Here is a 23170-nt window from a genome sequence, read left to right as displayed (position 1 = left end):
CCCTAGTCCATGACCAAAGAGCTAAAGTCTGGGGTTAAACGGCCAGGTGGAAAGGGGGGCCCGCGCAGTGGACCGAACGGAACCGGCCATGGTGTAGCTGGCTCCACCTTCAATACGGGATTCTGGGGGTTCGTCGCCCATCATCTCTTCCCATAGTCTGATGCGGCTGACGAACGGGAGGGCGAGAAATATGACATCGGTTTGGCGCCGGTCGACGACCGCCAAGGAACAGATCCAGGGAACGGCTGCCGCCATGCGGCTGGACTCGGTGAGCAAGACCTACGGCGAGGGGACGGGCGCCGTCACCGCTCTGGACGACGTCTCGTTCGATGTGCCCCGCGGGTCCTTCACCGCCGTCATGGGCCCTTCCGGCTCGGGCAAGAGCACGTTCCTGCACTGCCTGGCCGGACTCGACCGTCCGTCGTCCGGTCATGTCTACCTCGGTGACACCGAGTTGGGCGGCCTCAAGGAGTCCGCGCTGACGGCCGTGCGCCGCGAGCGGATCGGCTACGTGTTCCAGGCGTACAACCTGATGTCGGCGCTGACGGTGAAGCAGAACGTGACGCTGGTACCGCGACTGTCGAACACGGCGGTCGACGAGTCCTGGCTGCGCGAGATCCTGGAGCGCGTCGGCATGCTCCAGTACGCCGACCGGCGGCCCAACCAGCTCTCCGGCGGCCAGCAGCAGCGGGTGGCCATCGCCCGCGCGCTGGTGACCCGGCCCGACGCGGTGCTCGCCGACGAGCCGACGGGGGCCCTGGACACCCGGAGCAGCCAGGAGGTCCTGCGCCTGTTCCGGCAGATCGTCGACGAGACGGGGCAGACCGTGGTGATGGTGACCCACGACCCGGTGGCGGCGTCGTTCGCCGACTCGGTGGTCTTCCTCGCGGACGGCCGGCTGGCGGGGCAGTTGCTGCGGCCGACCCCCGACCAGGTCGCCGACCGCATGACGCATCTCGGCAACTGGTAGGGCGGCCGTACATGTTCGACATCGCGTGGAGCACCATCAAGAACCGCAAGGGCGGTTTCATCGCGGCGTTCATCGCCGTCTTCTGCGGATCGGCGGTCGTGACCGCCTGTGGCGTGCTGCTCATGTCCGGGCTGCTGTCCGGGGTTTCGCCGGAACGCTACGCGGGCGCCGCCGTGATGGTCGGCGGCAACCAGACCAAGGCCGTCAAGGAGAACTTCGACCCGCACTTCGCCGAGCGCGTCACGCTGCCCGCCGGCCTGGCCGGCGAGGTGGCCAAGGTCCCCGGGGTCCGCTCGGTGGTCGGCGACCGCACCGTGGAGATGAGCGTCACCGGTCCGCAGGGCGGCACGGTGGCCCTCGACGACCCGCTGTTCGGGCACGGCTGGGCCTCGGCGGCCCTCGGGCCGTTCCCGCTGGCCGAGGGGCACGAGCCGCGTTCCGCCGAGGAGGTCGTCCTGGACTCCGCCGTGGCCCGGCGGGCCGGGGTCAAGGCCGGCGACACCGTGCGGCTGTCGGTGGGCACCACGCCCGCCTCGTACCGGGTGTCCGGCCTCGTCGCGCCGCCCCCCGGCGGCCTGGACCGGCAGTCGGCGGCCTTCTTCACCGACGACCGGGCCGCGCAGCTGTCGCAGCGCCCGGACCGGCTCACGGCGATCGGCGTGCTCGCCGAGCCGGGCACGGACGCGGACGCGCTGGCCGCCCGGATCGGGAAGGCGCTCGCCGGCCGGCCCGAGGCGGTCGCCGTGTACACGGGCAAGCAGGTCGGCGACCTGGAGTTCCTGGACGTGGGGCAGTCGCGCGGCTTCCTGGTGGCGCTCTCCGCCTCCTTCGGCGGTACCGCGCTCGCCGTCGTCATCTTCGTGGTCTCCTCCACCCTCGGCCTGACCGTCCACCAGCGCCGCCGCGAACTGGCCATGCTGCGCGCGATCGCCGCCTCGCCCCGCCAGATCCACTCCCTGATCGGCAGCGAGATCCTGATGGTCGCCGCCGCCGGCGCGCTGCTGGGCGCCGCGCCCGGCTTCCTGATCGCCGGGGCGCTGCGTGACGCGTTCGCCGCGGTCGGGGTGCTGCCGGGTGACTTCGAGCTGTCCTACAACCCGGCGCCGGCGGGCGCGGCCGTGGTGCTGTGCGTACTGGGTGCGCGGCTGGCGGGCTACGTGGCGGCCTTCCGCACCGCACGGATCCAGCCGGTGGAGGCGCTGCGCGAATCGCAGGCGGAGCCCCCTCGGCTGGGCCGGCCGCGGCTGATCGCCGGCCGGGTGCTGATCGTGCTCGGTCTCGCGGCGGCGGTCGTCCTGCCGATGGTCATCCCCGGGCAGCTGGCCATCGCGGGCGCCGCGGGTTCGCTGCTGATCCTCATGTTCGGCTGCGCGCTGATCGGCCCGCAGCTGGTGAAGATCACCACGCGGGTGATGGCTCCGCTGCTGCGCCGCTTCCGGGTCAGCGGCTACCTGGCCGCCGCCAACAGCAGCGCGAACTCGCGCCGGCTCAGCAGCGCCGTCGTCCCGCTCGCACTCGGCGCCGCCCTGGCCCTGATGCAGCTGTCGACCCTCTCGACCGTCGAGGCCACGGCCAAGCAGCAGGCGGCGACGGGAGTCGTCGCGGACTACGTCCTGACCAGCGACGCCACCGGGCTGTCCCAGGACCTGACCGGGACCGTCCGCGCCGTGCCCGGCGTCGCGGCCGCCACCCCGGTGGCCCGCTCGCAGGTGATGCTCACGTACGTGGAGATCGACAAGGAGGCCTCCCGGCCCTTCAGCGCCCAGGGCGTCGACCCGCGCGGGCTCGGCCGTACGCTCGACCTGGACGTGCGCGAGGGCAGCCTGGACGAACTGACCGGGGACACCGTGGCGCTCAGCTGGATGGCCGCGGGCACGGCGGGACTCGGCGTGGGCGACACGGCCGACGTCAGCCTCGGCGACGGGACCGGGCAGAAGCTCAAGGTCGTGGCCGTCTACGGCAACGGCCTCGGCTTCGGCGATGTCACGCTCCCCCACGACATGCTGGTGGCGCACACCACCCAAGGCCTCGACTCGGCCCTGCTGGTGACGGCATCGGGCCCCGAGGTCCGCGACCGGGTGGGGACGGCGCTGGCCGAGCTCGCCCAGCGCACCCCCACGCTCAAGGTGCAGGCGGCGGACCGGTTCGCGGCGGTGCAGCAGGGGCAGTTCGCCCAGCAGTCCTGGACCAACCTGATCGCCAACTCGCTGCTCCTGCTCTACGTGCTGATCGCCGTGGTGAACACCCTGGTGATGGCGACCATGGCGCGCAGCCGCGAGTTCGCCATGCTGCGCCTGATCGGCACCAGCCGGCGCCAGACCCGCCGGATGATGTTCATGGAGTCCTGGGTCGTGGTGGTCACGGCGATCGCCGTCGGCGTCTTCATCGCCATCCCGCCCACCGTGGGCAGCAGTCTGGCGATGACCGGCCAGGCCGTTCCGCACCTGGAGCCGGCCGTCTGGCTCGGCATCGCGGGGTTCATCGCGGTGCTGGGCTGGCTGTCCATCGCCCTGTCCACGCGCTCGGCGCTGCGCACCAGGCCGATCGACGCGGTGTACACGGGCGAGTAGCCGCCTCCCGGCGGCCGCCTCCCGGCGGCCGCCGCAACCGGCAGCGGCCGGTCCCGGCGCGGCCGGACAACACATCAGGGCGGGTGCCCCGGATCTTTCCGGTGCACCCGCCCTGACGCTGTGGGGGGTTGGGGGTTCCTTGACGGTCAGGCAGCTGCCGGGACCGTCTGCTCCATCGCCTTGATGAGGCTGGCGGGCCGCATGTCGGTCCAGTTCTTCTCCACGTAGTCCAGGCAGGCCTGGCGGCTTTCCTGGCCGAACACGACGGTCCAGCCGTCCGGGACCTCGGCGAACACGGGCCACAGCGAATGCTGGTTCTCGTCGTTCACCAGAACGTAGAAAGTGCCGTTGTCGTCGTCGAACGGATTGTCCATGAGTCTCCCCTTCGGTCGTGCCGATCGTGGCCCGTCCCCACGGCCCGGTGCAACGATTTAAGGCAGGGCCGAAACTGCTGGTCCGTCGGTATCCGGCCGACTAATTTCCGACCCGGAACCAGCCGGTTCCACGGTGCAGAGGAGGGCAGGGCCGTGCCGGTCAGCACAATCAACGGAATCAGCCTCGGCTATGACGTCACCGGCCGCGGGGAACCCGTGGTGATGGTCATGGGGACCGGGGCGAGCGGCCGTGCCTGGCACCTGCACCAGGTGCCGGCACTCGTCGCGGCGGGGTACCAGGTCGTCACCTTCAACAACCGGGGGATCCCGCCGACCGACGCCTGCGCGGACGGATTCACCATCGACGACCTGGTCGCGGACACCGCCGCCCTGGTCGACCACCTGGGTCTGGGTCCGTGCCGCTTCGTCGGCACCTCGCTCGGCGCGCACATCACCCAGGAGCTGTGCCTGGCCCGCCCGGACCTGGTGACCGAGGCGGCGCTGCTCGCGACCCGCGGCCGCAAGGACGCGATGCGGCGGTTCCGCGACCTCGCGGAGCGGGAACTGCACGACAGCGGGATCAGCCTGCCGCCGCGCTACGCCGCGACCGTCCGGGCGATGGAGTTCCTTTCCCCGGCAACGCTGAACGAGGACAAGGAGATACAGGACTGGCTGGACCTGTTCGAGGTGTCCCCGGCGAGCGCGGCACCGGGATACCGGGCGCAGCTCGGAGTCGAAATGGCGGCGGACCGGCTCACCGCCTACCGGGACATCCGGGCGCGTTGTCTGGTCATCGGTTTCGCCGACGACCTCGTCCTTCCGCCGCATTTGAGCCGGGAAATAGCCGATGTCATTCCGGACTCCCGTTACGTGGAGATCGAGAATGCCGGGCACTACGGCTACATGGAACGCCCGGACCGCGTGAATGCCGAACTCCTGAGTTTCTTCGGGCAGAACTGACTGCGGAGGATCCGTGATTGTCCGAACGACCGGTGAGGCCCGCTCTCTCGGCCTGCGCCACCCTCGCGTCTGGCGGCTCACCGCCGGCCGGCCGCTGTTGTCGGCCGAGGGGCTGACGGCTGAGGAGGCGCACTCCCGGTACGCCGCGCACCAACCGATTCCGGACGGATACCGAAAACTTCTGGCCGAATTGGGATACCCGTCGGTGATCCCGGCGGGCGAACGTCTGCGTGAACTCGTGGCCACGCGCGGCTGGAAGTCGCATGGCGCGGTCGTGGACGCCGTGACCGTCGCGACACTGCTGCACGGTGCGGGAATAGGCCTCCACCAGGCCCCACCGTCCGGTGACGGCCGGGACCTGGTCGTCACCCGGGCCGTCGGCGGCGGGCGGATCGTCCCGGCCTTCTCCAGCAAGTCCCGGCCGATTCCCGTCGGCGACCTGATATACGGTCTCGCGCGAGCGGGCGAGACCCTCGACCCCCTCGCCTGGCTGGGAAAACGCGACTGCGACGCGGCCGGCCACCAGCTCGCCCCGGACAGCCGCGAGGCCCTGCTCGTGGTCCTCGGCTGCCCCGGCGAGGACGCCCGGCACAGTGAGGAGATCGGGGCGACGGTCGCCCGGATACTGGCGGAAGCGCGTTTCGAAGTGGCCATGACACCTGTTCCACTCGCACCAGCATCGTGAATCACGCTGCCCGGTTCATGAGAAGTTCACGTCTTCACGGTGATTGCGGCACTGCCTGTAGGGTGCATGCGCCGTGCAGAATTACCAGAGAAACAATCGAGTTCAATCCTTGGGGGAATGAAGCACCATGACGAACACCGTTGCCTCGCACAGCCGATTCGGTGAGCAGTCCGCCGCGGACACGATGCGTTCCGCCGCCCGCGCCCTCGTGATCGAGGACCTCGACGCGTCCGGCGACGGCGGCGCCGCGCTGCTGTCCGTGTGCGTCGTCGCCGTTCCCGCGGGCACCGCCGTCGCGGCGGCTCCCATACGGTTCGAGTAGGAAACGGGACGGGGGGAACGCATGTCCATGGGGGACTCAGACCACAGATCGCCGTCCGCCGGCGAGGACGAGGCGCGGATCGGTTTCAAGAGCCACCTGCGCGCCACGCTCGTCCCCGGGGAAGCCGCCTACCTCGTCTCGCACCGCGGCGTCACGGCCCTGCACGGCCCGCCCGCCGACGTACTGGTCCCGCTCCTGGACGGCAGCCGCACTCCGGCCGCCGTCGTACGGGACGCGGCCCCGTCGCTGACCCCGGCGGAGGTCGACGCCTCCCTGCGCGCCCTCGACGCCTCGGGCCTGCTCCGGCTGCGTGCGCCCGGGGCGTCCGGGGCGTCCGGCGGTCCGCGCCCCGACCCGGCGGCCGAGGCCTACTGGGACCTGGCCGGCCTCGACGGCGGCCAGGTCCCGGACGCACTGGCGCAGCGCACCCTGCGGGTGGTCACCCCGGCCGGCGTGGACGAGGCCGAGGTCCGCGCCGCCTGCCGGGCCTCGGGCCTCGTCCTCGCCGCCCCGGGTGCGGACGGCGACCTCACCCTCGTCCTGTGCGAGGACTACCTCTCCCCGCTGCTGCGGGAGATCGACGCCGAGCACCGCGAGTCCAAGCGGCCCTGGCTGCTCGCCGGTCTCGGCTCCACCGCCTCCTGGATCGGGCCGGTCTTCCAGCCGCACGAGGGCCCGTGCTGGCACTGCCTGGCGACCCGGCTGCGCGGTCACCGGCACTCGGAGGAGCCGCTGCGGCGGGCGCTCGGCCTGGCCGGTCCGCCGCCGCGGCCGCAGGCCACCCTTCACGCGGGCCGTTCACTGACCGTGCAGCTGGCCGTACTGGAGGCCGCCAAGTGGCTGGCCGGCGTACGCAATGACGCACAGCACGCCGTACACGTACTGGACACCCTCGGGTGGCAGAGCGCCGCGCATCCGGTGGCGCGGCTGCCGCAGTGCGCGGCGTGCGGGGATCCCGGCCTGGTGGCCCGGCGGGTCGCCGAGCCCTTCGTACCGCGCTCGCGCCCCAAGGCCGTACTGGACCTGGGCGGGCACCGGGCGCTCACCCCCGCCGAGATGCTGCGGCGGTACGCCCCGCTGGTCGACCCCGTCACCGGGATCGTCCGCGAGATCCGGCGGGCCCCGGGCAGTCCCGGCTTCGTCGAGGCGTTCGTCGCGGGCGAGAACCTCGCCATGCGCAGCCCCACCCTGGCGGGGCTGCGCGCCGGTCTGCGCTCGCTCAGCGGCGGCAAGGGCCTCAGCGAGGAAGAGGCCAGGACCAGCGCCCTCGGCGAAGCGGTGGAACGGTACAGCGCGACCCGGCAGGGCGACGAGCCGGTGGTCCGCGGCAGTTACCGCGCACTGGGGCCCGCCGCGCTGCACCCCAACGCCGTCCAGCTGTACGCCGACCGGCAGTTCGCCGACCGCGAGCGGATCAACGCGCGCGGGGACCGGCTGCAGTACGTACCGCCGCGCTTCGACGAGGACCGGCCCACCGACTGGACACCGGTCTGGTCGCTCACCGAAGGCGTCCAGCGGCTCGTGCCCACCGCCCTGCTGTACTTCAGCGAAGAGCCGTCCCCGGACGGCCTGTTCGCGGACTCCAACGGCAACGCGGCCGGCAGCAGCCCTGAAGACGCCCTGGTGCAAGGCTTCCTGGAGCTGGTCGAGCGGGACGCGGTGGCCCTGTGGTGGTACAACCGCACCCGTCGGCCCGCCGTCGACCTCGACGCCTTCGCCGAGCCGTACATCGGCCGGCTTCGCGATGGCTACCTTTCGGTGGGGCGCGAAGTGTGGGCGCTGGACCTCACCTCGGACTTCGGGATCCCGGTCGTCGCGGCCCTGTCGCGGCGCACGGACAAGCCGGCCGAGGACATCGTCTTCGGCTTCGGCGCGCACTTCGACCCGCGCCTGGCGCTGCGCCGCGCGCTGACCGAAATGGGCCAGTTGCTGCCCCTGGTGGCCGGGGCCACCCCGCAGGGCACCGGCTACCGGGTGACCGATCCCGAACCGCTCGACTGGTGGCTGCGCGCCACCGCCGCCAACCAGCCCCACCTACGGCCGGACGCCGAACGGCCGCGCGTGCCCCGGGACTGGGCGTACACCCCGACCGCCGACCTGCTCGACGACGTGGCCCTGATCACCGAGACCGTCCGGTCGCGCGGCATGGAGCTGCTGGTGCTGGACCAGACCCGGCCCGACCTGAAACTGCCGGTGGTCAAGGTGCTGGTGCCGGGGCTGCGGCACTTCTGGCCGCGGTTCGCGCCGGGCCGCCTCTTCGACGTTCCTGTGGCTTCGGGGCACTGCCTCGCCCCGACTCCGTACGAACACCTGAACCCCGTCCCTCTGTTCGTCTAACCCGTATGATCTTTACGAACGCACCGGGGTTCGAAGGACGAGACAGACAAGGCTGCAGACCCAGACGACCATGCCACGCCATGACGAGAACGATCCCTTGCATTCAGCGGCCGAGGCGGGCGGTGGCAACAGCCAGCCGCACGACGTGCCGGACCTGCCCGCACCCCGGCTGGCCCGCATCATCCTCACGGTCGCGCTGATCAGCTACCTGGGCATCACGGTCCTCAACCTGCTGGGCACGAAGCTGCCCACGCCGTCATTGCTGACCTCGCTCGTCTGCCTGGGCCTCATCTTCGTCCTGCAGCTGCGGCATTCGGGAGTCGCCGCACGCCGGGCCCCGGTGTGGCAGCGCAGTGCGACGCTCGGCGCGCAGGCACTGCTGACGTACCTGCCGATCGCCGTCTTCCATTCGCAGTGGGGCGCGATGGCCGGATTCCTGGCCGGGTCGCTGCTGCTCCTGCTGCCGGGCCGATGGGCCTGGCCGGCGTACGGCCTGGTGGGCCTGAGCATGCTGATCCCGCCGACCCTGGACAACCTCTCCATCCAGGAGACCGTCTATCTGTGCCAGTCGACGCTGCTGACCGGCCTGGTGGTCTACGGACTGTCGCGGCTGGCCTCGCTCGTACAGGCCCTGCACGACACCCGCAGCCAGCTCGCGGGCCTGGCCGTCACCAGGGAGCGGCTGCGCTTCGCGCGGGACCTCCACGACCTGCTGGGCTACAGCCTGTCGGCGATCACCCTCAAGGGCGAGCTGATCCACCGGCTCATCCCGTCCCATCCGGGACGCGCCCTGGAGGAGGTCAGCGAAGTCCTCGCCATATCCCGGCAGTCGCTCGCCGACGTCCGCGTGGTCTCCAGCGGTCTGCGCAGCATGTCCCTGGAACAGGAGATGCGCTCGGCCCAGTCCCTGCTGGAGGCCGCGGACGTCGAGGTGCGGGTGGAGATCCGGTTGGACGGGAGCGTCGACCGGCAGGTCGACTCCGTACTGGCCGCCGTCCTGCGCGAGGCGGTCACCAACCTGCTGCGGCATTCCCGCGCCACCACCTGCACCATGACGGCGACCCGGGACGACGACTGGGTGCGGCTGTCCGTTTCCAACGACGGTGTGGACCCCTCCTACCGTGATGTGTCGCCCCACAGCGGCAGCGGCCTGGGCAACCTGCGGGAACGGCTGCTGTCGGCCTCCGGCGTACTCACCGTCACCCGCGGCTCCGGCGACACGTTCGAGCTCGTCGCCCAGGCCCCGGCACGGCCGCTGCGCAGACTCGCCGATCCCGACGACACCGAACTCGGTGTCCGGGACCCCGCCGCCTGAACCGGGAGGACCCTTCCGCATGACGATCCGCATCCTGCTGGCCGAAGACATGAACATGGTGCGCGGCGCCCTGGTGGCCCTGCTCAACCTGGAGGACGACCTGGAGGTCGTCTGCGAGGTGGAGCGCGGCGACCAGATCCTCGACGCCGCCGTCCTGCACGAGCCGGACGTCGCCATCATCGACATCGACCTGCCCGGCATCGACGGGCTGACCGCCGCCGAACGGCTGCGCAAGCGGCTTCCGGAGTGCCGTGCGCTCATCCTCACCAGCCTCGGGCGTCCCGGCGCCCTGCGCCGCGCCCTGGCCGCGCAGGTCTCCGGCTTCCTGCTCAAGGACGCCCCTCCCCGCGAACTCGCCGCCGCCGTCAGGAACGTGGCCGCCGGAAAGCGGGTGATCGACTCCCAGCTCGCCCTCTCCGCGTGGAACAGTACGGAGAGCCCGCTGACCAGCCGCGAGACCGAAGTGCTGCGGCTGGCGGCGGACGGACTGGAGCCGGTCGAGATAGCCAGACACCTCCAGCTCTCCCTCGGCACCGTTCGCAATTACCTGACCACCACGGTGACCAAGCTGCAGGCCCGGAACCGGGTGGACGCCATCAAGATCGCGCGAGACGCCGACTGGCTGCTGTAACCGCTGTGGCTGTACCGCGCAATCATCAAGAACGAGTATGGGGGCGGGACTTCAGCGGGCGGTAGCGCCAGACTCATGTTTCCGGCATGAATATTTCACGTACGGAATCTCTTGTTCAGGTAGGCGAGGACCGCCAGGACCCGGCGGTGGCCGCTGTCGCTCGGCGGGAGCCCGAGCTTCAGGAACACGTTCCCGATGTGCTTGCTCACCGCCCGCTCGGTGACCACCAGGTGCGCGGCGATCGTGGCGTTGTCCCGCCCCTCCGCCATCAGCTGCAGGACCTCGCGCTCGCGCGGGGTCAGGGAGTCGATCGGATCGTCCTGGCGCTTCGCGAGGAGTTCCGCCACCACCTCCGGGTCCAGCGCGGTACCGCCCGCGGAGACCCGGTCCAGGGCGTCGAGGAACTCGTCGACCCGGCCGATCCGGTCCTTGAGGAGATAGCCGACGCCGCTCGCGCCGCCGCCCAGCAGTTCGGCCGCGTAGGTCTCCTCCACGTACTGCGACAGCACGAGGACCGGGAGCCCCGGGATCTCCGCCCGCGCCGCGAGCGCCGCGCGCAGCCCCTCGTCCCGGAAGCCGGGCGGCATCCGCACGTCCAGCACGGCGACGTCCGGCCGGTGTTCGAGCAGGGCCGGGAGCACCTCGGGGCCGCTGGCCGCGACGGCGACCACCTCGTGGCCCGCGGAGGTGAGCAGCAGGACGAGTCCTTCCCGCAGCAGGGCGTTGTCCTCGGCGATCACCACACGCACGGAAGCTCCACTTCGATCACGGTCGGCCCCCCGACGGGGCTCGACACCTGGACGATGCCGTCGAGGGCCGCGATCCGCCGCCGCATGCCGAGCAGCCCGCTGCCGCCCGTCTCGTCGGCGCCCCCGTGTCCCTCGTCGCGCACCAGGATCTTCAACGCGCGGGGTGCCCGGGACAGTTCCACCCGGGCCCGCCGGGATCCGCTGTGCTTGGCGGCGTTGGTCAGCGCCTCCGCGACCGCGAAGTACGCCGCCGCCTCGACCGCGGCCGGCGGACGCGAGCCGCCCTCCAGGCCCTCCTCGGCCACCTCGACCTCCAGCGCGCTGCCCGCGGCCAGCGCCCGTACGGCGCCGGTGAGGCCGCGGTCGGTGAGGATCGGCGGGTGGATGCCGCGCACGACGTGGCGCAGTTCGGTCAGCGCTTCCTGGACCTGGTCCTGCGCGTCGTCGAGGAGCTTGCGGGCGGCGTCCGGGTTGTTGTCGTACGCCCTCCTGGCCAGCCCCACCCGCATCGACAGCGCCACCAGGCGGGCCTGGGTCCCGTCGTGCAGGTCACGCTCGATGCGCCGCAGTTCGGCGCCGTGCGCGGCGACCGCCCCGGCCCGGGTGGCCGTCAGCTCCTCGACGCGCTCGGCGAGTTCCGCACTGCGCCGGGCGTCCGAGGAGGGTTCCAGCAGGGAGCGGGACCAGGCCGCGTCGAGGGCGGCCAGCCGCCCGATGGCGGGCAGCACCACGGCCCGGTGGCCCAGCACCCCGCACCAGATGCCGTCGACCATCAGGCCGAAGATCCAGACGAGCAGGGCGGCGTAGGCCAGCAGCCAGCCGTAGAGGAAGTGCGCGGCCAGCCACCGCAGGTCCCGGTACGTCCCCGGATCGGCGACCGCCGTCCGTACGCGTACGGAGAGCCCGCCGACGATCGGTACGTACGCCTCCGGGACCGGCTCACCGGTCCAGTTCTCCACCTCGCCGCGCTTGATCCCGGCGATCCTGCGGAGCAGCAGGACCGTTTCGGGCAGGACGCCGGCGCCGATCACCAGCAGGGTGGCGACCGCGGTGAATCCCGCGACGGGCAGGAACAGGAGCGAGGCCAGGGCGAGGCCGGCCGATCGCAGCAGTTGCCTCGTCGCCCGCCATTCGACCCACAGCCTCTCTTTCATGGGCCTCAGATTAGGCGAACGCCCAGGCCGGCGAAGGCGTGCGCACCACCCGGCCCTTGGTGTAGCGGGCTACACCAAGGGTCCGGTAGACCGCCCCCTCGCTCCGCCGCTCCGCGAACGGGCATCGTGGTGTCCACAAGGGGCCGCACCGGCCCCGCCCCCCTCGACGAAAGGAACGGCCATGAAGGCCCTGCTCTGGATCCTCCTCGTGGCGGCCGTCGCCGTGAACGTCTCCACCAGCTTCGCCTTCGACGGCGGCAAGCAGATCGCCATCAGCGTCAGCACGGGCACGGTGGCCCTCGCTTCTGCCCTGACCCTCTTCCTCCTGCGCACCAAGCGCCGGACGAACGCCTGACCGAAGCGGCAGGTCAGGCCGCCCACCCGTGGTTCATGCGGCATCCGCGCGGCTGACCGCCAATGCCGCGCGCACCAGGTCCGCCACGGACCGGTGGGACGCCCGGGACGGAGGATGTGACCGCCGGGCCTGCATCGGGAGCTCCGTGCCTCCTTGGAGTACCTGGAGGAGCAAGCGGTTCTTGTCCACGTCCGGGAGCCGGTGGATCCACTGGCTCAGCTTCTGTTGATGCGCCTGGGAATGAGACTGGGCATCGGGGCTCGCGCTGCCGGCGACCTGCAGCAGCCGGGGGTCCACACAGAGGATCTCCGCGAGCGCGCAGAGCCCGGGTCCCAAGGTGGTCAGCCCGGCCGGAACCGGCGGCTCCTCCTCGGCTTCCAGCTCCTGCACCTCCGACGCACCGTATTGGTCCGGGTTGCCCAGTGAGGCCAGCCACGCGAGGTACAGGGCGCGGCGGCCTCCGGTCGCGAGCTCGGCCCGTACACTCGCCAGCCGGCTGAGCGAGTCTTCGACCGGCGTGTACGCCGCGCCGCCGGCGAAGTCGGTGCGGAGTACGACCAGCGTGTGCTCGTCGACGGACCAGGCCTCCACTCCGTAGCGCCTGGCCAGCGGGACGGAGAGGCACTCCTGCGGCAGCCTGAAGATGACCTCGCGGGTCCCCCACGGGGAGACTGCGAGATGAACGTCGAAGTACCGTTCCATCAGTGCCCGCGGGTCCGTGTGGAACGGCCTGACCACCGAGCTGGCCACGAGAGTCTTCGGACTGTCGCACGACCAGTTGGACAGCATCTGCACGTCAGCCATCTGCAGCTCGTCGAGCGGCGCATCGACGGCCATGAATTCGTATGTATGGGTTTCGATCACGTGTTCACGCCCAGAGTTGGACTGGTGGGGGCTCCATGGCGGTCCGCCGGTTCAGGAACCGGCCACCGCATTGATGAGTTGTTCCTGCTCGGCAAGGGTGTTGTAGTAGTGGACCGACGCTCGGACGACGACCGCTGGCTTGTCGGCGCGGATGTCGAACCGGGCGCGGGACGGCAAGGAGAAGTCGGTGGTCACGCCTTCCTCCCGCAGCCTGGCGACGAGGTCCTCCGGGCTCCAGCCGTCCTTGACGAACGTCACGATGCCGCTCCGGACCGCGCCGCGGTCGCAGACCGCCACCCCCGGCAGGCGGGAGAGACCGAACCGCAGGCTGTCCGACAGCAGCGCGATCCGCTCCCGGACCGCCTCGATGCCGAGGTCGAGGAGGTCGTCCACGGCCGCTCCCAGTCCGAGGAGCCCAGCCACGTTGCGCTCCCAGGTCTCGAAGCGCTTCGCATCCGCCTTCAACTCGAAGGACTCAGGACCGGTCCAGGTGGCCGCCCGCAGATCGAGCAGCGGCGGGTCCAGCTGGTCCACCACTTCCTCGGACACGTACAGGAAGCCGGTGCCGCGGGGTCCCCGCAGATACTTGCGCCCGGTCGCCGAGAGCAGGTGGCAGCCGATGCGCCTGACGTCCACCGGCAGTTGGCCGACCGACTGGCAGGCGTCCAGCAGGTAGAGGGCGCCCGCACGGGCGGCCAGCTCCCCGATTTCGGCCGCCGGGTTCACCAGGCCGTCGTAGGTCGGCGCATGGTTGACGGCCACGAGCCGGACCCCGCCCTGCCCGAGCCTTTCGGCCAGGGCGTCGAGACAGACCTGCCCGTTCCCGTCATCGGGGACGGCCTCGACCTCGACCCCGAAGCGCTCGCGTGCCTGGAGGAAGGCGAGGGCGTTGCTCGGATACTCGCTGCGTGACGTGAGGATGCGGTCACCCGGCTTGAACGGGATGGCGTAGAACGCCATGTCCCATGCGCGAGTGGCGTTCTCCACCAGGGCGATCTCGTGCGGCTTCGCGTTGATCAGGCGGGCCACCGAGGTGTACACCGCGTCCAGCCGGCCCGCGGCGATGTCGGCGGCGACGTAGCCGCCGACCCGTTGCTCCAGGAGCAGATGGTCGATGACGGTCCGGGTGACCCGTTCCGCGGGGAGCGCGGAACCCGCGTTGTCGAAGTAGGCGGATTCCGCACAGCCCGGTGTCTGCACGCGCAGCTGCGCGACGTCCATCGTCTATTCGCCCGCAGCGGAGAGCAGGTCCGTGACGATGTCCGCCGCGCGGGTCGCCATGGTGCTGAGCAGAGAGTCCGCGATCCCGTGGGTGGATTCGTTGACGCCCTGCAGGTACAGGCGAGCGCTGTCGGTGGGGCCGCCGTCCCCCTTGGCCGTCCTGACCCGGTAGTTGCGCGTGATCTCGAGCTCCGTCAGGCCCAGCTCGTCCCCGAGGCGCCGGACGCCGGCGGGCATGGACGGCTCGTAGCCGGTGCCCAGGAGGACGCGGTCGCAGCGCAGCTCCGATTCCAGTCCCGTACGGCGGTCGCGCAGGGTCAGTACGACGCAGTCCTCTTCCTCGACGGCCGTGACGACGTCGGTGGCGGTGAGGACGCGCAGTCCTTCCTTCCCGTCCAGCCGGTCGCGGTACATCTGGTGGTAGAGGCTGTCGAGCAGTTCGGGCGTGACGCCCGAGTAGTTGCTGCGCGCCATCTCGGCGAGGACGAGTTCACGTCCCTCCGGGCCCAGCTCGAAGAACTCCTCGGAGGCGGCCGCGGAGTAGAAGCGGCTGGTGAACTTGGAGGACACGTAAGGAGTCAGCCCGATGCCGCGGACCACGAGGACCGGGGAGCAGTTCGGCACGTCCTGCCGGACCGCCTGCACCATTTCGACGGCGCTCTGGGCGCCGCCGATGACGACGACCCGCTGCGGGACGTCCCTGGGCAGCTCCGCGATCCGTACGGAGTATTCGCTGCTGTGGACGACCCGTTCGGCCGGGAGCCCCTGGAAGACCTCCGGTATCCGCGGGTCCCGGCCGCCCGCCACCACGAGATGGCGGGCACTGACCTGTGAACCGTCGGAGAAGAGGACGTCCCAGCGGGAGAGCGCGCCCGATGCGTCGCGTACGGGGTCGATGCGCACCGCTCGGCGGTTGTACTGGACCCGTACCCGTTCCAGGGAGGCGACCACCCACTGCAGGTAGTCCGAGATTTCACTGCGGTACGGGGTGAAGGTCCCCAGGCTCATGAAATCGTCGAGCCGGCCCGTCTCGTGCAGGTAGTTGACGAAGGTGAAGCGCGAGCGGGGGTTGCGCAGCGTGGCGAGGTCCTTGAGGAAGGAGACCTGGCTCTGCGCCCAGGGGATCAGCAGGCCCCGCTGCCACACCGTGCTCTCGCTCTGCTCCACGAGGAGGGTCTCGCCGGCCAGTTCGGGGGCCAGCTCCTCCAGAGCGACCGCCAACGCGAGGTTGGCGGGGCCCGCACCGATGCCGAGTACTGCTACTTCGCTGCCTGCCACGTTCAGCCTTCCTCGGTGTGTACGTCGATCTTGTAGTGCGTGCCGACCGCGGCGATGCGCTGCTGGACCTGTTCCTCGGAGTCGGCCCGCACCAGTACGAGGCCCGCGAAGGTCGCCGAGTGGACCACGCCCGTCTCGCTGTCCCCTGTCGTGGCCCGGACGTCCGCGTAGACGACACCGGGCACCTGGAGCAGGTCCTCGGCGGTGCTGATGTGAGTGATGGTGCCGGGCGGCCGCGGCAGCATGTACTGGATGAGGTGGTCCTCGGGCTCCAGCTGGACGCCCGTGACCGGGTCGTCGAGGGAGGTGGCGAGGAACTCCATCCAGATGTCGACGCCGTACTGGTGCAGGAGCTGTTCGGCGATGCCACCACCGCCCGGGCGGCAGGCCACCTCACCGATCAGGTATCCCCGGGAGCACTTGAGGACCTCCAGGTGCGTCACTCCGTCGCTGAGGCCGAGGGCCTTGACCGCGGCCGCGTGCTGCTCGGCAACGGCGACGGCATCCGGGTGGCCGGCGGGCAGGGTGTACGAGCCGACGAGCTCGCCGACACTCTTGAGGACGGGGCTGAAGTACCGGGAGACGGCGGCGAAGTGGACTTCACCACCCACGACAACGGCGTCGCAGTGGAATTCCGCCTCGATGTCGACGAACTCCTCGGCCACCATGGGGTACGGAGACTCACGGAGTTGGGCAGTGAGCTCCGCAGTGGCCAGGTCCCGGACCTGCGCTTCGTCCCGAAGGACGAAGACGTCCTCGGAACCGCCACCGATGGCGGGCTTGACGACGACCGGCCAGCCGAGCGTCCGCGCCGCCTCAGAGGCATCGGTGAACTGGCTCAACTGCTGGAAGCGGGCCACTGGCAGCCCCGCCGCGGCGAGCCGCTGCTTCATGACGTGCTTGTTGGAGAAGGCGTTGGCGACCTCGTAGCCCGCGCCGGGCAGGCCGAAGTACGAACGGATGTATCCGCCCGCCTGGAGGCTCAGCTCCGAGGGCGAAACCACGTACGCGAACGGATTGCGCCTGCGGATCTCCAGGGCCGCGTGGCGGACCTGGGTGAGGTCCTCGACGCTTTCGACGACCACGACGTCCGCGTCATCCGCGTAGAAGCGCCGATAGCTCGGTGTGGTGATCACCGACAGCTGGATGCCGGCGCGTTCCTGCATCAAGCGGGCGGCGGGCTCCGAACTGGTGTTGATCAGCAAGACGCTCTTCATGCCTCAGCCCTCGTGTCGGTTGCGGAAACCAGGTCGGGTGCGGGCTTCTGCCCCGCCCCGCCTCGTGCGAACGCCCAGACACAGACGGCCAGGAGGGCGGTGATGGTCACCGGGAAGAACACCTGCAGCGACCCGGAGAGGTTCGCGGTGAGACCCAGCAGCAAGGCCGAGACCGGCACTGCGCCGGTGATGAACGTACGGATCACGGCGTTGACCCGGCCGGACAGTTCGTCAGGAATCTCCTGCTGCCGGTAGGCCATGGTCGCCGCGTTGACGCCTCCCTCACCCAGGCACAGGATGCAGAAGCCGACGACCACGGCGAGCGGGGCGCTCACGAGCAGACCCAGCGAACCGACCGCCGCGACGCCCAGCCACAGGGTGACCTGCCGTCGGCGGTTGTCACCGACCAGGGCACGCGGACTGAGCCAGGCACCGAGCGCGGCGGCCACCGCTCCGCACGAGACCGCGACACCGAGCGCGGTGGGGGACCAGTTCCAGTGGTCCCCGCCGACGGTGAGCAGGGTGGGTTCCAGCGCGCCCGCGCCCAAGTTGTACAGCGCGACCGCCATGGTCAGTCTGCGCAGGTCCGGCCTGGCGCGGAAGTACGCGATCCCCTCCTTGAGCATCGTGGAGAGGGACGCGGCGGCCGCTTGGGGCTCGGCCTTGGGCATGAAGACCACGACGAAGGCCGTGAGGAGGAAGGTCACGGCGTCGATCTCGAGCGCCCACGTGGTTCCCACGGCCGCGATGGTGAAACCGGCCAGGGCCGGACCCACGAAGCGGGCGACCAGGAGAATCGAGGTGAACTGGCTCGACGCCTTGTCCAGCCGGTCCCGTGGGACGAGGGCGGGGATGAGGCCGTAGTCACCGGCGACGTCCGAGATCACGTTGGCCAGGCCGAGGACGAAGAGCGATACGAACACCGCCGCGACCTGGTGATAGGCGAGGAGGAGCGGGATGATCGCGACCGACGCACCCTGGACCAGCTCGCCGCCGGCGAACAGGAATCGACGGTCGTAGCGGTCGATGAACGTGCCGAGGAACGGCGCCGCGAGATACGGCGCGGTCTGTGCGGCAACGCTGAGGACCGCGAGCAGGCTCGAGTCGGTCGACTCCAGGAGAGCCCACGGTATTGCTATGTAGAGAAATGTGTTGCCCACCGTGGAGACCGCGGAGGCTCCCGTAAGCAGCCAGAAGGCTCTCATGAAATGATTCCTCGAGTCTGGAGCCGGATCCGGTCCCGCACTCTGTGGATGCGGGACCGGGCCCGGTTTGACTGGTGATCAGACTGCAGTGACCTGGCCCAGCAGGCGCGTGGCCTCGTCAGCACGCTCGTTGATCGTGGCCGTGAGAGCGTCCACACGGTCCGACATGAAGCCGTCGGCACCGATGAGCGCCGCTTCGGCCGTGCCCAGACCGCTGAACAGGCGTGACGCGAAACGGTGGTTGGCCGTGTGGCGGTGGCCGGAGGCGTCGAGGATCTTGTCGATCGAGACGGCGTGGTCCCGCGGGTGCCAGATGTACCGCTTGAGGCGGAACCGCAGCTCGACCGGACCGAGTTCCCACCAGGCGGACCTGATGCCCAGTTCGTTCTCGGTGATATCCGAGTAGTCCTGGGTGTTCCGCAGGTGAAGGCGCTCGTACAGGGCGAGGAGCTCGTGCAGGCTCTCGTGGCTTCCCAGCGGCTCGCCGTGCTCGGCAACGGTGTCGGTGGCCGGCACGACCTCCGGCGACAGGCCCGCGCGGCCGCGGTCCAGCGCGTGCAGGATCTGCGGCCGGTACGCCCACCACTCGGCCATGATCACGTGCGCGAGGTTCTCGCGGATCGACCGCTCGGAGCGCAGCGGAGTCTTGTCCAGAAGTGAGTCGGGCACTCCGACGAAGAGGGACTGGAACTCGCGGTACGCGAAGCGGTGCTGGCCCAGCAGGCGGTGCGTGTCGTTGAACTCCGGTCCGTGCTTGGCGCGTTCGCGCTCGGCGACGATGGCGAAGTCGCACAGCTCCTGGTAGCCCTGGAGCACGACCTCACGGAGGCAGTCGGAATACCACTGCCAGTCTCCCGGACCCGGCTTGCCGATCCAGTCCTTCATGAGGACGCTGTCCGGCAGGGCGGCCACGGTCTGCGCGAAACGCTCCACCGCGGCGGCGAGCGGCGACGTCGTGACCTGCTGCCGCATGTCCCACGAGGTCTCGATCGTGCCGCTCTCGCGGGCGACCTTGCGCCAGCGCTCGGCCTCCTCGACGGTGACCCGGTCGTGGGGGTGACGCGCGATCGCTTCGTCGAAGAGGCGGATCGCCTCCCCGTACTTCTTCTTGCGGAGGGACGCCTTGCCGCGTCCGACCAGCAGCTGCGCCCGGAACGACTCGGGGGTCAGGTGACCTGCGGTGTCGTGGAAGACGGACTGGTAGCCGACGGAGAGTCGGGTACGCCGCGGGGCGCCGTTCCACTCGTGGTAGCGGGTCTGGTCGGGTGCGACCAGCTGCACGGTCGGCGACCAGATGAAGATGTGGTTGTTGATGATCTCGGTGCTGGCGCGGTCCGGGTTGGTCGTGACCACACGTACCGGGAGCGTGTATTCCATGACGTCCCGAGCGATCTCGGGGTCGGAATAGATACTCCGGTCATGGCCGGTACAGCCTGAACACTCCGGCGAATGAAGGTCCAGCAGTACGGGCTTGTCTTCGATCTCAGAGCGCTTCAGAAGAGCCTGAAAATCATGCTGGTCGGCCCACTTGATTGCCAAGGTATGTCCTTCCCTGCGGCTTTCTCCGATACCGGCGGGGAAGGACAGAGCGGCCCTCTCCCCCCACCGCGATCACGAACCTACAGGTCCGGGATCATGAACTGTCAAGCGATATCTTCATGGTTGCTCATGAAAAATGTCCACCACGTGGACACGATCGACGATCATGAAAAGTCGGACATCTCACCGAATAGCAGGCGGTAGGGTTCACTCCACTTGTTTTATGTCTGGAGCATTAACGCATCCAAAGAGCCAGGTCAAGTCTTGATCGACGTCATTACCGTCAGGTAGAGATAGGGTCGATCGCGCCAGGGGCGTCCGCTGCGGTTCATTTGCCATATGTTCACGCTAGCGAAGTCGCTCCCTGTTGAGACTGTCACTGAGCGTCGCAGGACTGACTCCTGGGCTGCCTTGAGCGTTGGGTCTGCATAGCATGAAGATTCAGATCAATTCGGACCATCTTCCGCATTCTTCAATAGATTCACAGAATGCGGTGCGAGCACCCCAGCCGTACGAGTACACATTTCGGCCACTGACCGAACCGGACTGGTCGAGGTTTCCGGGGTGGGCCGGCGTAACTGCCGACGAATGGGCTTCGGCTCAATGGCAGCGGTCCAACTGCATAAAGAACATCCGCCAGCTTGAGGCTGTTTTCGGCCACCGACTCGACCGGTCATTCGTGGCCGACCTGACACGGGACCAGAGCGACCGGGCTACCATGTCCATGCTGATCACACCTCAGATGGTGAACACCATGGTGGCGGACCTGGCCCCGGGCGACCCGGGCTACACCGACCGGCTGTACGCGGATCCGGTGCGCCGCTACATGCTGCCGGTCTACAGCGACCGGCACACCGAGTGGCCCTCGCACCCGTTCGCGAGCCGCGACTCACTGCACGAGGCCGAGATGTGGGCCGTCGAAGGACTGACCCACCGTTACCCGACCAAGGTCCTGGCCGAGTTGGTCTCCACCTGCCCCCAGTACTGCGGGCACTGCACCCGCATGGACCTGGTCGGCAACTCGACCCCCCAGATCACCAAGCTCCGCCTGGAGCTCAAGCCGAACGACCGGCTCGAGCGGATGCTGGAATTCCTGAGGGCCAGCCAGAGCATCCGCGACGTCGTGGTGTCCGGCGGGGACGTGGCCAACGTGCCGTGGCCCCGGCTGGAGGCCTTCCTCTACGCGCTACTGGACATCCCGAGCATCCGCGACATCAGGCTCGCGACCAAGGGACTTGTCGGACTCCCACAGCACTGGCTGCAGAAGGACCTCCTCGACGGACTGGCGTCGGTGTGCGCGAAGGCCCGCCAGCGCGGCGTCCAGATCTCGGTGCACACGCACGCCAACTCGGCGCAGTCCGTCACTCCGGCCGTGGCCCGCGCCACCACCGCACTGTTCGAGGCGGGCGTCCGCGACGTGCGCAACCAGGGCGTCCTCATGCGCGGAGTCAACGACTCCGTCGAAGCCCTCCTCGACCTGAGCTTCGCCCTGCTCGACGGAGCGGGCATCATGCCCTACTACTTCTACCTCTGCGACATGATCCCGAACAGCGAGCACTGGCGGGTGGCCGTGTGGGAGGCGCAGGCGCTGCAGCGCGGAATGATGGGCTACCTGCCCGGTTTCGCCACCCCGCGCATCGTCTGCGACGTCCCGTTCGTCGGGAAGCGCTGGATCGACCAAGTGGACTCGTACGACCGCGAACGCGGGATCTCGTACTGGACGAAGAACTACCGGACTCCTCTTGAGCTCAGTGACCCCTCGGCCGCCCAACAGGCCTACCCGTTCTATGATCCGATCCCGACCCTCCCCCAGAGCGGCCAGGACTGGTGGAGGAAGAACGATGCTTCCGTCACGTCCGGAAGCGAGGCGCAGACATCCGAGGACACAGCATGAAGATGATCGATGAGCATGGACTCTCCGTTGCCCTGATCGAAGCCACGGATCTGACCGCGGAGCCCTGGCTGTCGTCGGACCAGCACATCGACGTGGTCAGGATGCTCAAGCCGCCGGCCGACGTCTGGGACGACCTCACCGCCCGCGGGTTCATACGCAAGCCGGAGATGCTGACCTGGCTCGCCCGGCTCGAACCCGACGAGGACCAGTTCCTCGCACGCCTGGACAACAAGTCGCGCCAGGACATACGGCGAGCTCAGCGCAGGGCCGCCGGGTCGCTGCGGGAGGTCGTGCAAGACCAGGTCGACGCGGAGGCACTGGACCGGTTCCTCACGCTCTATGAAGAGCGGGTGGCCGGCATGCAGTTCGGCGTCCCGTACGCCCGGCGGCACCGGGAAGCCGTGCTGCACGGACCCCAGAAGTACTTCGCGCACTTCGCCTTCGACGGTGACGAGATGGTGGGCGGCTGCCTGGTGCTGGAGTGCCCGGAAGAGGATGCGATCCGCATCCGCTTCTCGGCTGTGAGCGAGTCCTGGCGGAAGTCGAGCTTGGCCCGCACCCTCTACTTCGCAGCCATGCAGACCGCGCGGCGCAAGGGGTACACGTGGGCAACACTCGGGGACGAGCCGAATCTGTACGGCCACCTGACCCAGGCGGGGCTCTTCTCGTTCAAGGTCAACATGGGTTTCACAGCGGTCCCCTCACAGGATTTCGCCGACCCGACCGGCTGCGACGAAGCGGATCTCGTACTGAGCCTCACAGCCTTGAACGACCCCTGCCTGATCCTCGGCTATGCACATCCTTCGGAAGGCGCGGACAGGGCGCTCGACGGAATTCTGATAACCGAGTCCGACATCGACGCCAATAAATTCTCCGCGCCGTTCCTCGCCACAATGGAAACGCGTTCCCCAGGGGCTCCCCGGGGAACGCGACACTGACGTTACGATGCGTTCGGATTCCCGGATTCGACCGGGAATCCGTCACGCTTCCAGTATTCGAATCCGCCGATCATTTCCTTGACCCGGAAACCCAGGACGGCGAGCTTCGCAGCACCCTTGGTGCCCGCGTTGCAGTCGGGCCCGAAGCCGTAGGTGACGTAGGTGACGTCGCGGTCCAAGCCCACGACGTGCTCCGACGACAGGTCGCGGTGCGGCAGGTTGAGAGCACCGGGTATGTGGGCTTCCCGGTAGGACTCCGCGCTGCGCGTATCGATGACAGCCACTCCCGGAATCTTGTGGGAGATGTCGTGTTCGACGTCCGACGGGTCGCATTCGGCGGCGAGCTTCGCCAGGAAATACGTAGCCGACAGCTCTGCCGTGGTGGGCACCCCGGCTATCTTGCTCTCGGCTTTGAGGAACTCGAAGAGCTCGTGACTCTCGGACACTGTTACTCCTTGACGAATCATTTCAGTTCGGTCCGTCACAGGCTATGAGCATGATCAGTATTTTCGCAAGCAGCTGCAGAAAATGGATGCGGCTGAACCGAGAAGGAGTTAGTGAACACCCGGAGACGGGCCGCGATGTGACAAGC

At 69.4% G+C, this 23170-nt stretch carries 21 protein-coding genes; 11 read left to right on the top strand and 10 right to left on the bottom strand.

Features of this window, described 5'->3' with window-relative positions:
• The first annotated feature begins 190 nt into the window (after positions 1-190).
• On the top strand, positions 191-970 hold the full coding sequence (locus OG737_RS23590) for an ABC transporter ATP-binding protein (RefSeq protein ID WP_328928129.1): 780 nt from the start codon (positions 191-193) through the stop codon (positions 968-970).
• 11 nt (positions 971-981) lie between these two features.
• Complete coding sequence (locus OG737_RS23585) at positions 982-3540, top strand: FtsX-like permease family protein (protein WP_328928128.1); 2559 nt, start codon at positions 982-984, stop codon at positions 3538-3540.
• A 146-nt stretch (positions 3541-3686) separates the two neighbouring features.
• Here OG737_RS23585 and OG737_RS23580 read toward each other — a convergent pair whose 3' ends face one another.
• Positions 3687-3914 carry an MbtH family protein gene (locus OG737_RS23580; protein WP_328928127.1) on the bottom strand — a complete coding sequence of 76 codons (228 nt, stop codon included), beginning with the start codon at positions 3912-3914 and terminating at the stop codon, positions 3687-3689.
• 153 nt (positions 3915-4067) lie between these two features.
• Between OG737_RS23580 and OG737_RS23575 the strand changes: the two genes are divergently transcribed.
• The 6 genes from OG737_RS23575 to OG737_RS23550 all read left to right on the top strand — a co-directional run bounded on the left by OG737_RS23575 (position 4068) and on the right by OG737_RS23550 (position 10164).
• Complete coding sequence (locus OG737_RS23575; protein WP_405678089.1) at positions 4068-4874, top strand: alpha/beta fold hydrolase; 807 nt, start codon at positions 4068-4070, stop codon at positions 4872-4874.
• A 13-nt stretch (positions 4875-4887) separates the two neighbouring features.
• Entirely contained in the window at positions 4888-5559 is a 672-nt protein-coding gene (locus tag OG737_RS23570) for a hypothetical protein (RefSeq protein WP_405678091.1), read from the top strand.
• 127 nt (positions 5560-5686) lie between these two features.
• Positions 5687-5881, top strand: a complete 195-nt coding sequence (locus tag OG737_RS23565; RefSeq protein WP_328928124.1) for a hypothetical protein — start codon at positions 5687-5689, stop codon at positions 5879-5881.
• Positions 5882-5908: 27 nt separating this feature from the next.
• Complete coding sequence (locus tag OG737_RS23560) at positions 5909-8218, top strand: TOMM precursor leader peptide-binding protein (protein WP_405678093.1); 2310 nt, start codon at positions 5909-5911, stop codon at positions 8216-8218.
• 70 nt (positions 8219-8288) lie between these two features.
• Positions 8289-9533 (top strand): histidine kinase, encoded by a 1245-nt coding sequence (locus OG737_RS23555; protein ID WP_328928122.1) that lies wholly within the window; start codon positions 8289-8291, stop codon positions 9531-9533.
• A 19-nt stretch (positions 9534-9552) separates the two neighbouring features.
• Positions 9553-10164 (top strand): response regulator transcription factor, encoded by a 612-nt coding sequence (locus OG737_RS23550; protein ID WP_328928121.1) that lies wholly within the window; start codon positions 9553-9555, stop codon positions 10162-10164.
• Between the two features lie 95 nt (positions 10165-10259).
• Here the strand turns inward: OG737_RS23550 and OG737_RS23545 are convergent, their stop codons facing one another.
• Both OG737_RS23545 and OG737_RS23540 read right to left on the bottom strand, forming a co-directional pair.
• A complete protein-coding gene (locus tag OG737_RS23545) occupies positions 10260-10913 on the bottom strand; it encodes a response regulator (protein ID WP_405678096.1) in 654 nt (217 codons plus the stop codon).
• The gene (locus OG737_RS23540) at positions 10901-12067 is read right to left on the bottom strand and encodes a histidine kinase (protein ID WP_405678098.1); all 1167 of its coding nucleotides are present in this window, start codon (positions 12065-12067) and stop codon (positions 10901-10903) included. The genes OG737_RS23545 and OG737_RS23540 overlap by 13 nt, the downstream gene beginning before the upstream one ends.
• Before the next feature lie 181 nt (positions 12068-12248).
• On the opposite strand from OG737_RS23540, the gene OG737_RS23535 reads away from it, so the two are divergent.
• A complete protein-coding gene (locus OG737_RS23535) occupies positions 12249-12422 on the top strand; it encodes a hypothetical protein (RefSeq protein ID WP_328928118.1) in 174 nt (57 codons plus the stop codon).
• 33 nt (positions 12423-12455) lie between these two features.
• Here OG737_RS23535 and OG737_RS23530 read toward each other — a convergent pair whose 3' ends face one another.
• The 6 genes from OG737_RS23530 to OG737_RS23505 all read right to left on the bottom strand — a co-directional run bounded on the left by OG737_RS23530 (position 12456) and on the right by OG737_RS23505 (position 19584).
• Positions 12456-13259 carry a hypothetical protein gene (locus tag OG737_RS23530; protein WP_328928117.1) on the bottom strand — a complete coding sequence of 268 codons (804 nt, stop codon included), beginning with the start codon at positions 13257-13259 and terminating at the stop codon, positions 12456-12458.
• Between the two features lie 78 nt (positions 13260-13337).
• Complete coding sequence (locus OG737_RS23525) at positions 13338-14507, bottom strand: aminotransferase class V-fold PLP-dependent enzyme (protein WP_328928116.1); 1170 nt, start codon at positions 14505-14507, stop codon at positions 13338-13340.
• A gap of 3 nt (positions 14508-14510) precedes the next feature.
• Positions 14511-15785: a SidA/IucD/PvdA family monooxygenase gene (locus OG737_RS23520; protein WP_405678101.1), complete on the bottom strand. Its 1275-nt coding sequence runs from the start codon at positions 15783-15785 to the stop codon at positions 14511-14513.
• 2 nt (positions 15786-15787) lie between these two features.
• Positions 15788-17002: an ATP-grasp domain-containing protein gene (locus OG737_RS23515; RefSeq protein WP_405678103.1), complete on the bottom strand. Its 1215-nt coding sequence runs from the start codon at positions 17000-17002 to the stop codon at positions 15788-15790.
• Complete coding sequence (locus OG737_RS23510; protein ID WP_328928113.1) at positions 16999-18207, bottom strand: MFS transporter; 1209 nt, start codon at positions 18205-18207, stop codon at positions 16999-17001. The genes OG737_RS23515 and OG737_RS23510 overlap by 4 nt, the downstream gene beginning before the upstream one ends.
• 78 nt (positions 18208-18285) lie before the next feature.
• Positions 18286-19584, bottom strand: coding sequence for a DinB family protein (locus OG737_RS23505; protein ID WP_405678106.1), 1299 nt, complete (start codon positions 19582-19584; stop codon positions 18286-18288).
• Between the two features lie 886 nt (positions 19585-20470).
• On the opposite strand from OG737_RS23505, the gene OG737_RS23500 reads away from it, so the two are divergent.
• The gene (locus OG737_RS23500; RefSeq protein ID WP_328928111.1) at positions 20471-21640 is read left to right on the top strand and encodes a lysine 2,3-aminomutase; all 1170 of its coding nucleotides are present in this window, start codon (positions 20471-20473) and stop codon (positions 21638-21640) included.
• Complete coding sequence (locus OG737_RS23495; protein WP_328928110.1) at positions 21637-22578, top strand: GNAT family N-acetyltransferase; 942 nt, start codon at positions 21637-21639, stop codon at positions 22576-22578. The genes OG737_RS23500 and OG737_RS23495 overlap by 4 nt, the downstream gene beginning before the upstream one ends.
• A 2-nt stretch (positions 22579-22580) precedes the next feature.
• Here OG737_RS23495 and OG737_RS23490 read toward each other — a convergent pair whose 3' ends face one another.
• A complete protein-coding gene (locus OG737_RS23490) occupies positions 22581-23024 on the bottom strand; it encodes a rhodanese-like domain-containing protein (protein ID WP_328928109.1) in 444 nt (147 codons plus the stop codon).
• Positions 23025-23170: the final 146 nt, after the last annotated feature.

Origin of the sequence: Streptomyces sp. NBC_00122, from assembly GCF_045160845.1 — a bacterium.
Classification (GTDB): Bacteria; Actinomycetota; Actinomycetes; order Streptomycetales; family Streptomycetaceae; genus Streptomyces.
This window is presented reverse-complemented; position numbering and strand designations above follow the sequence as displayed.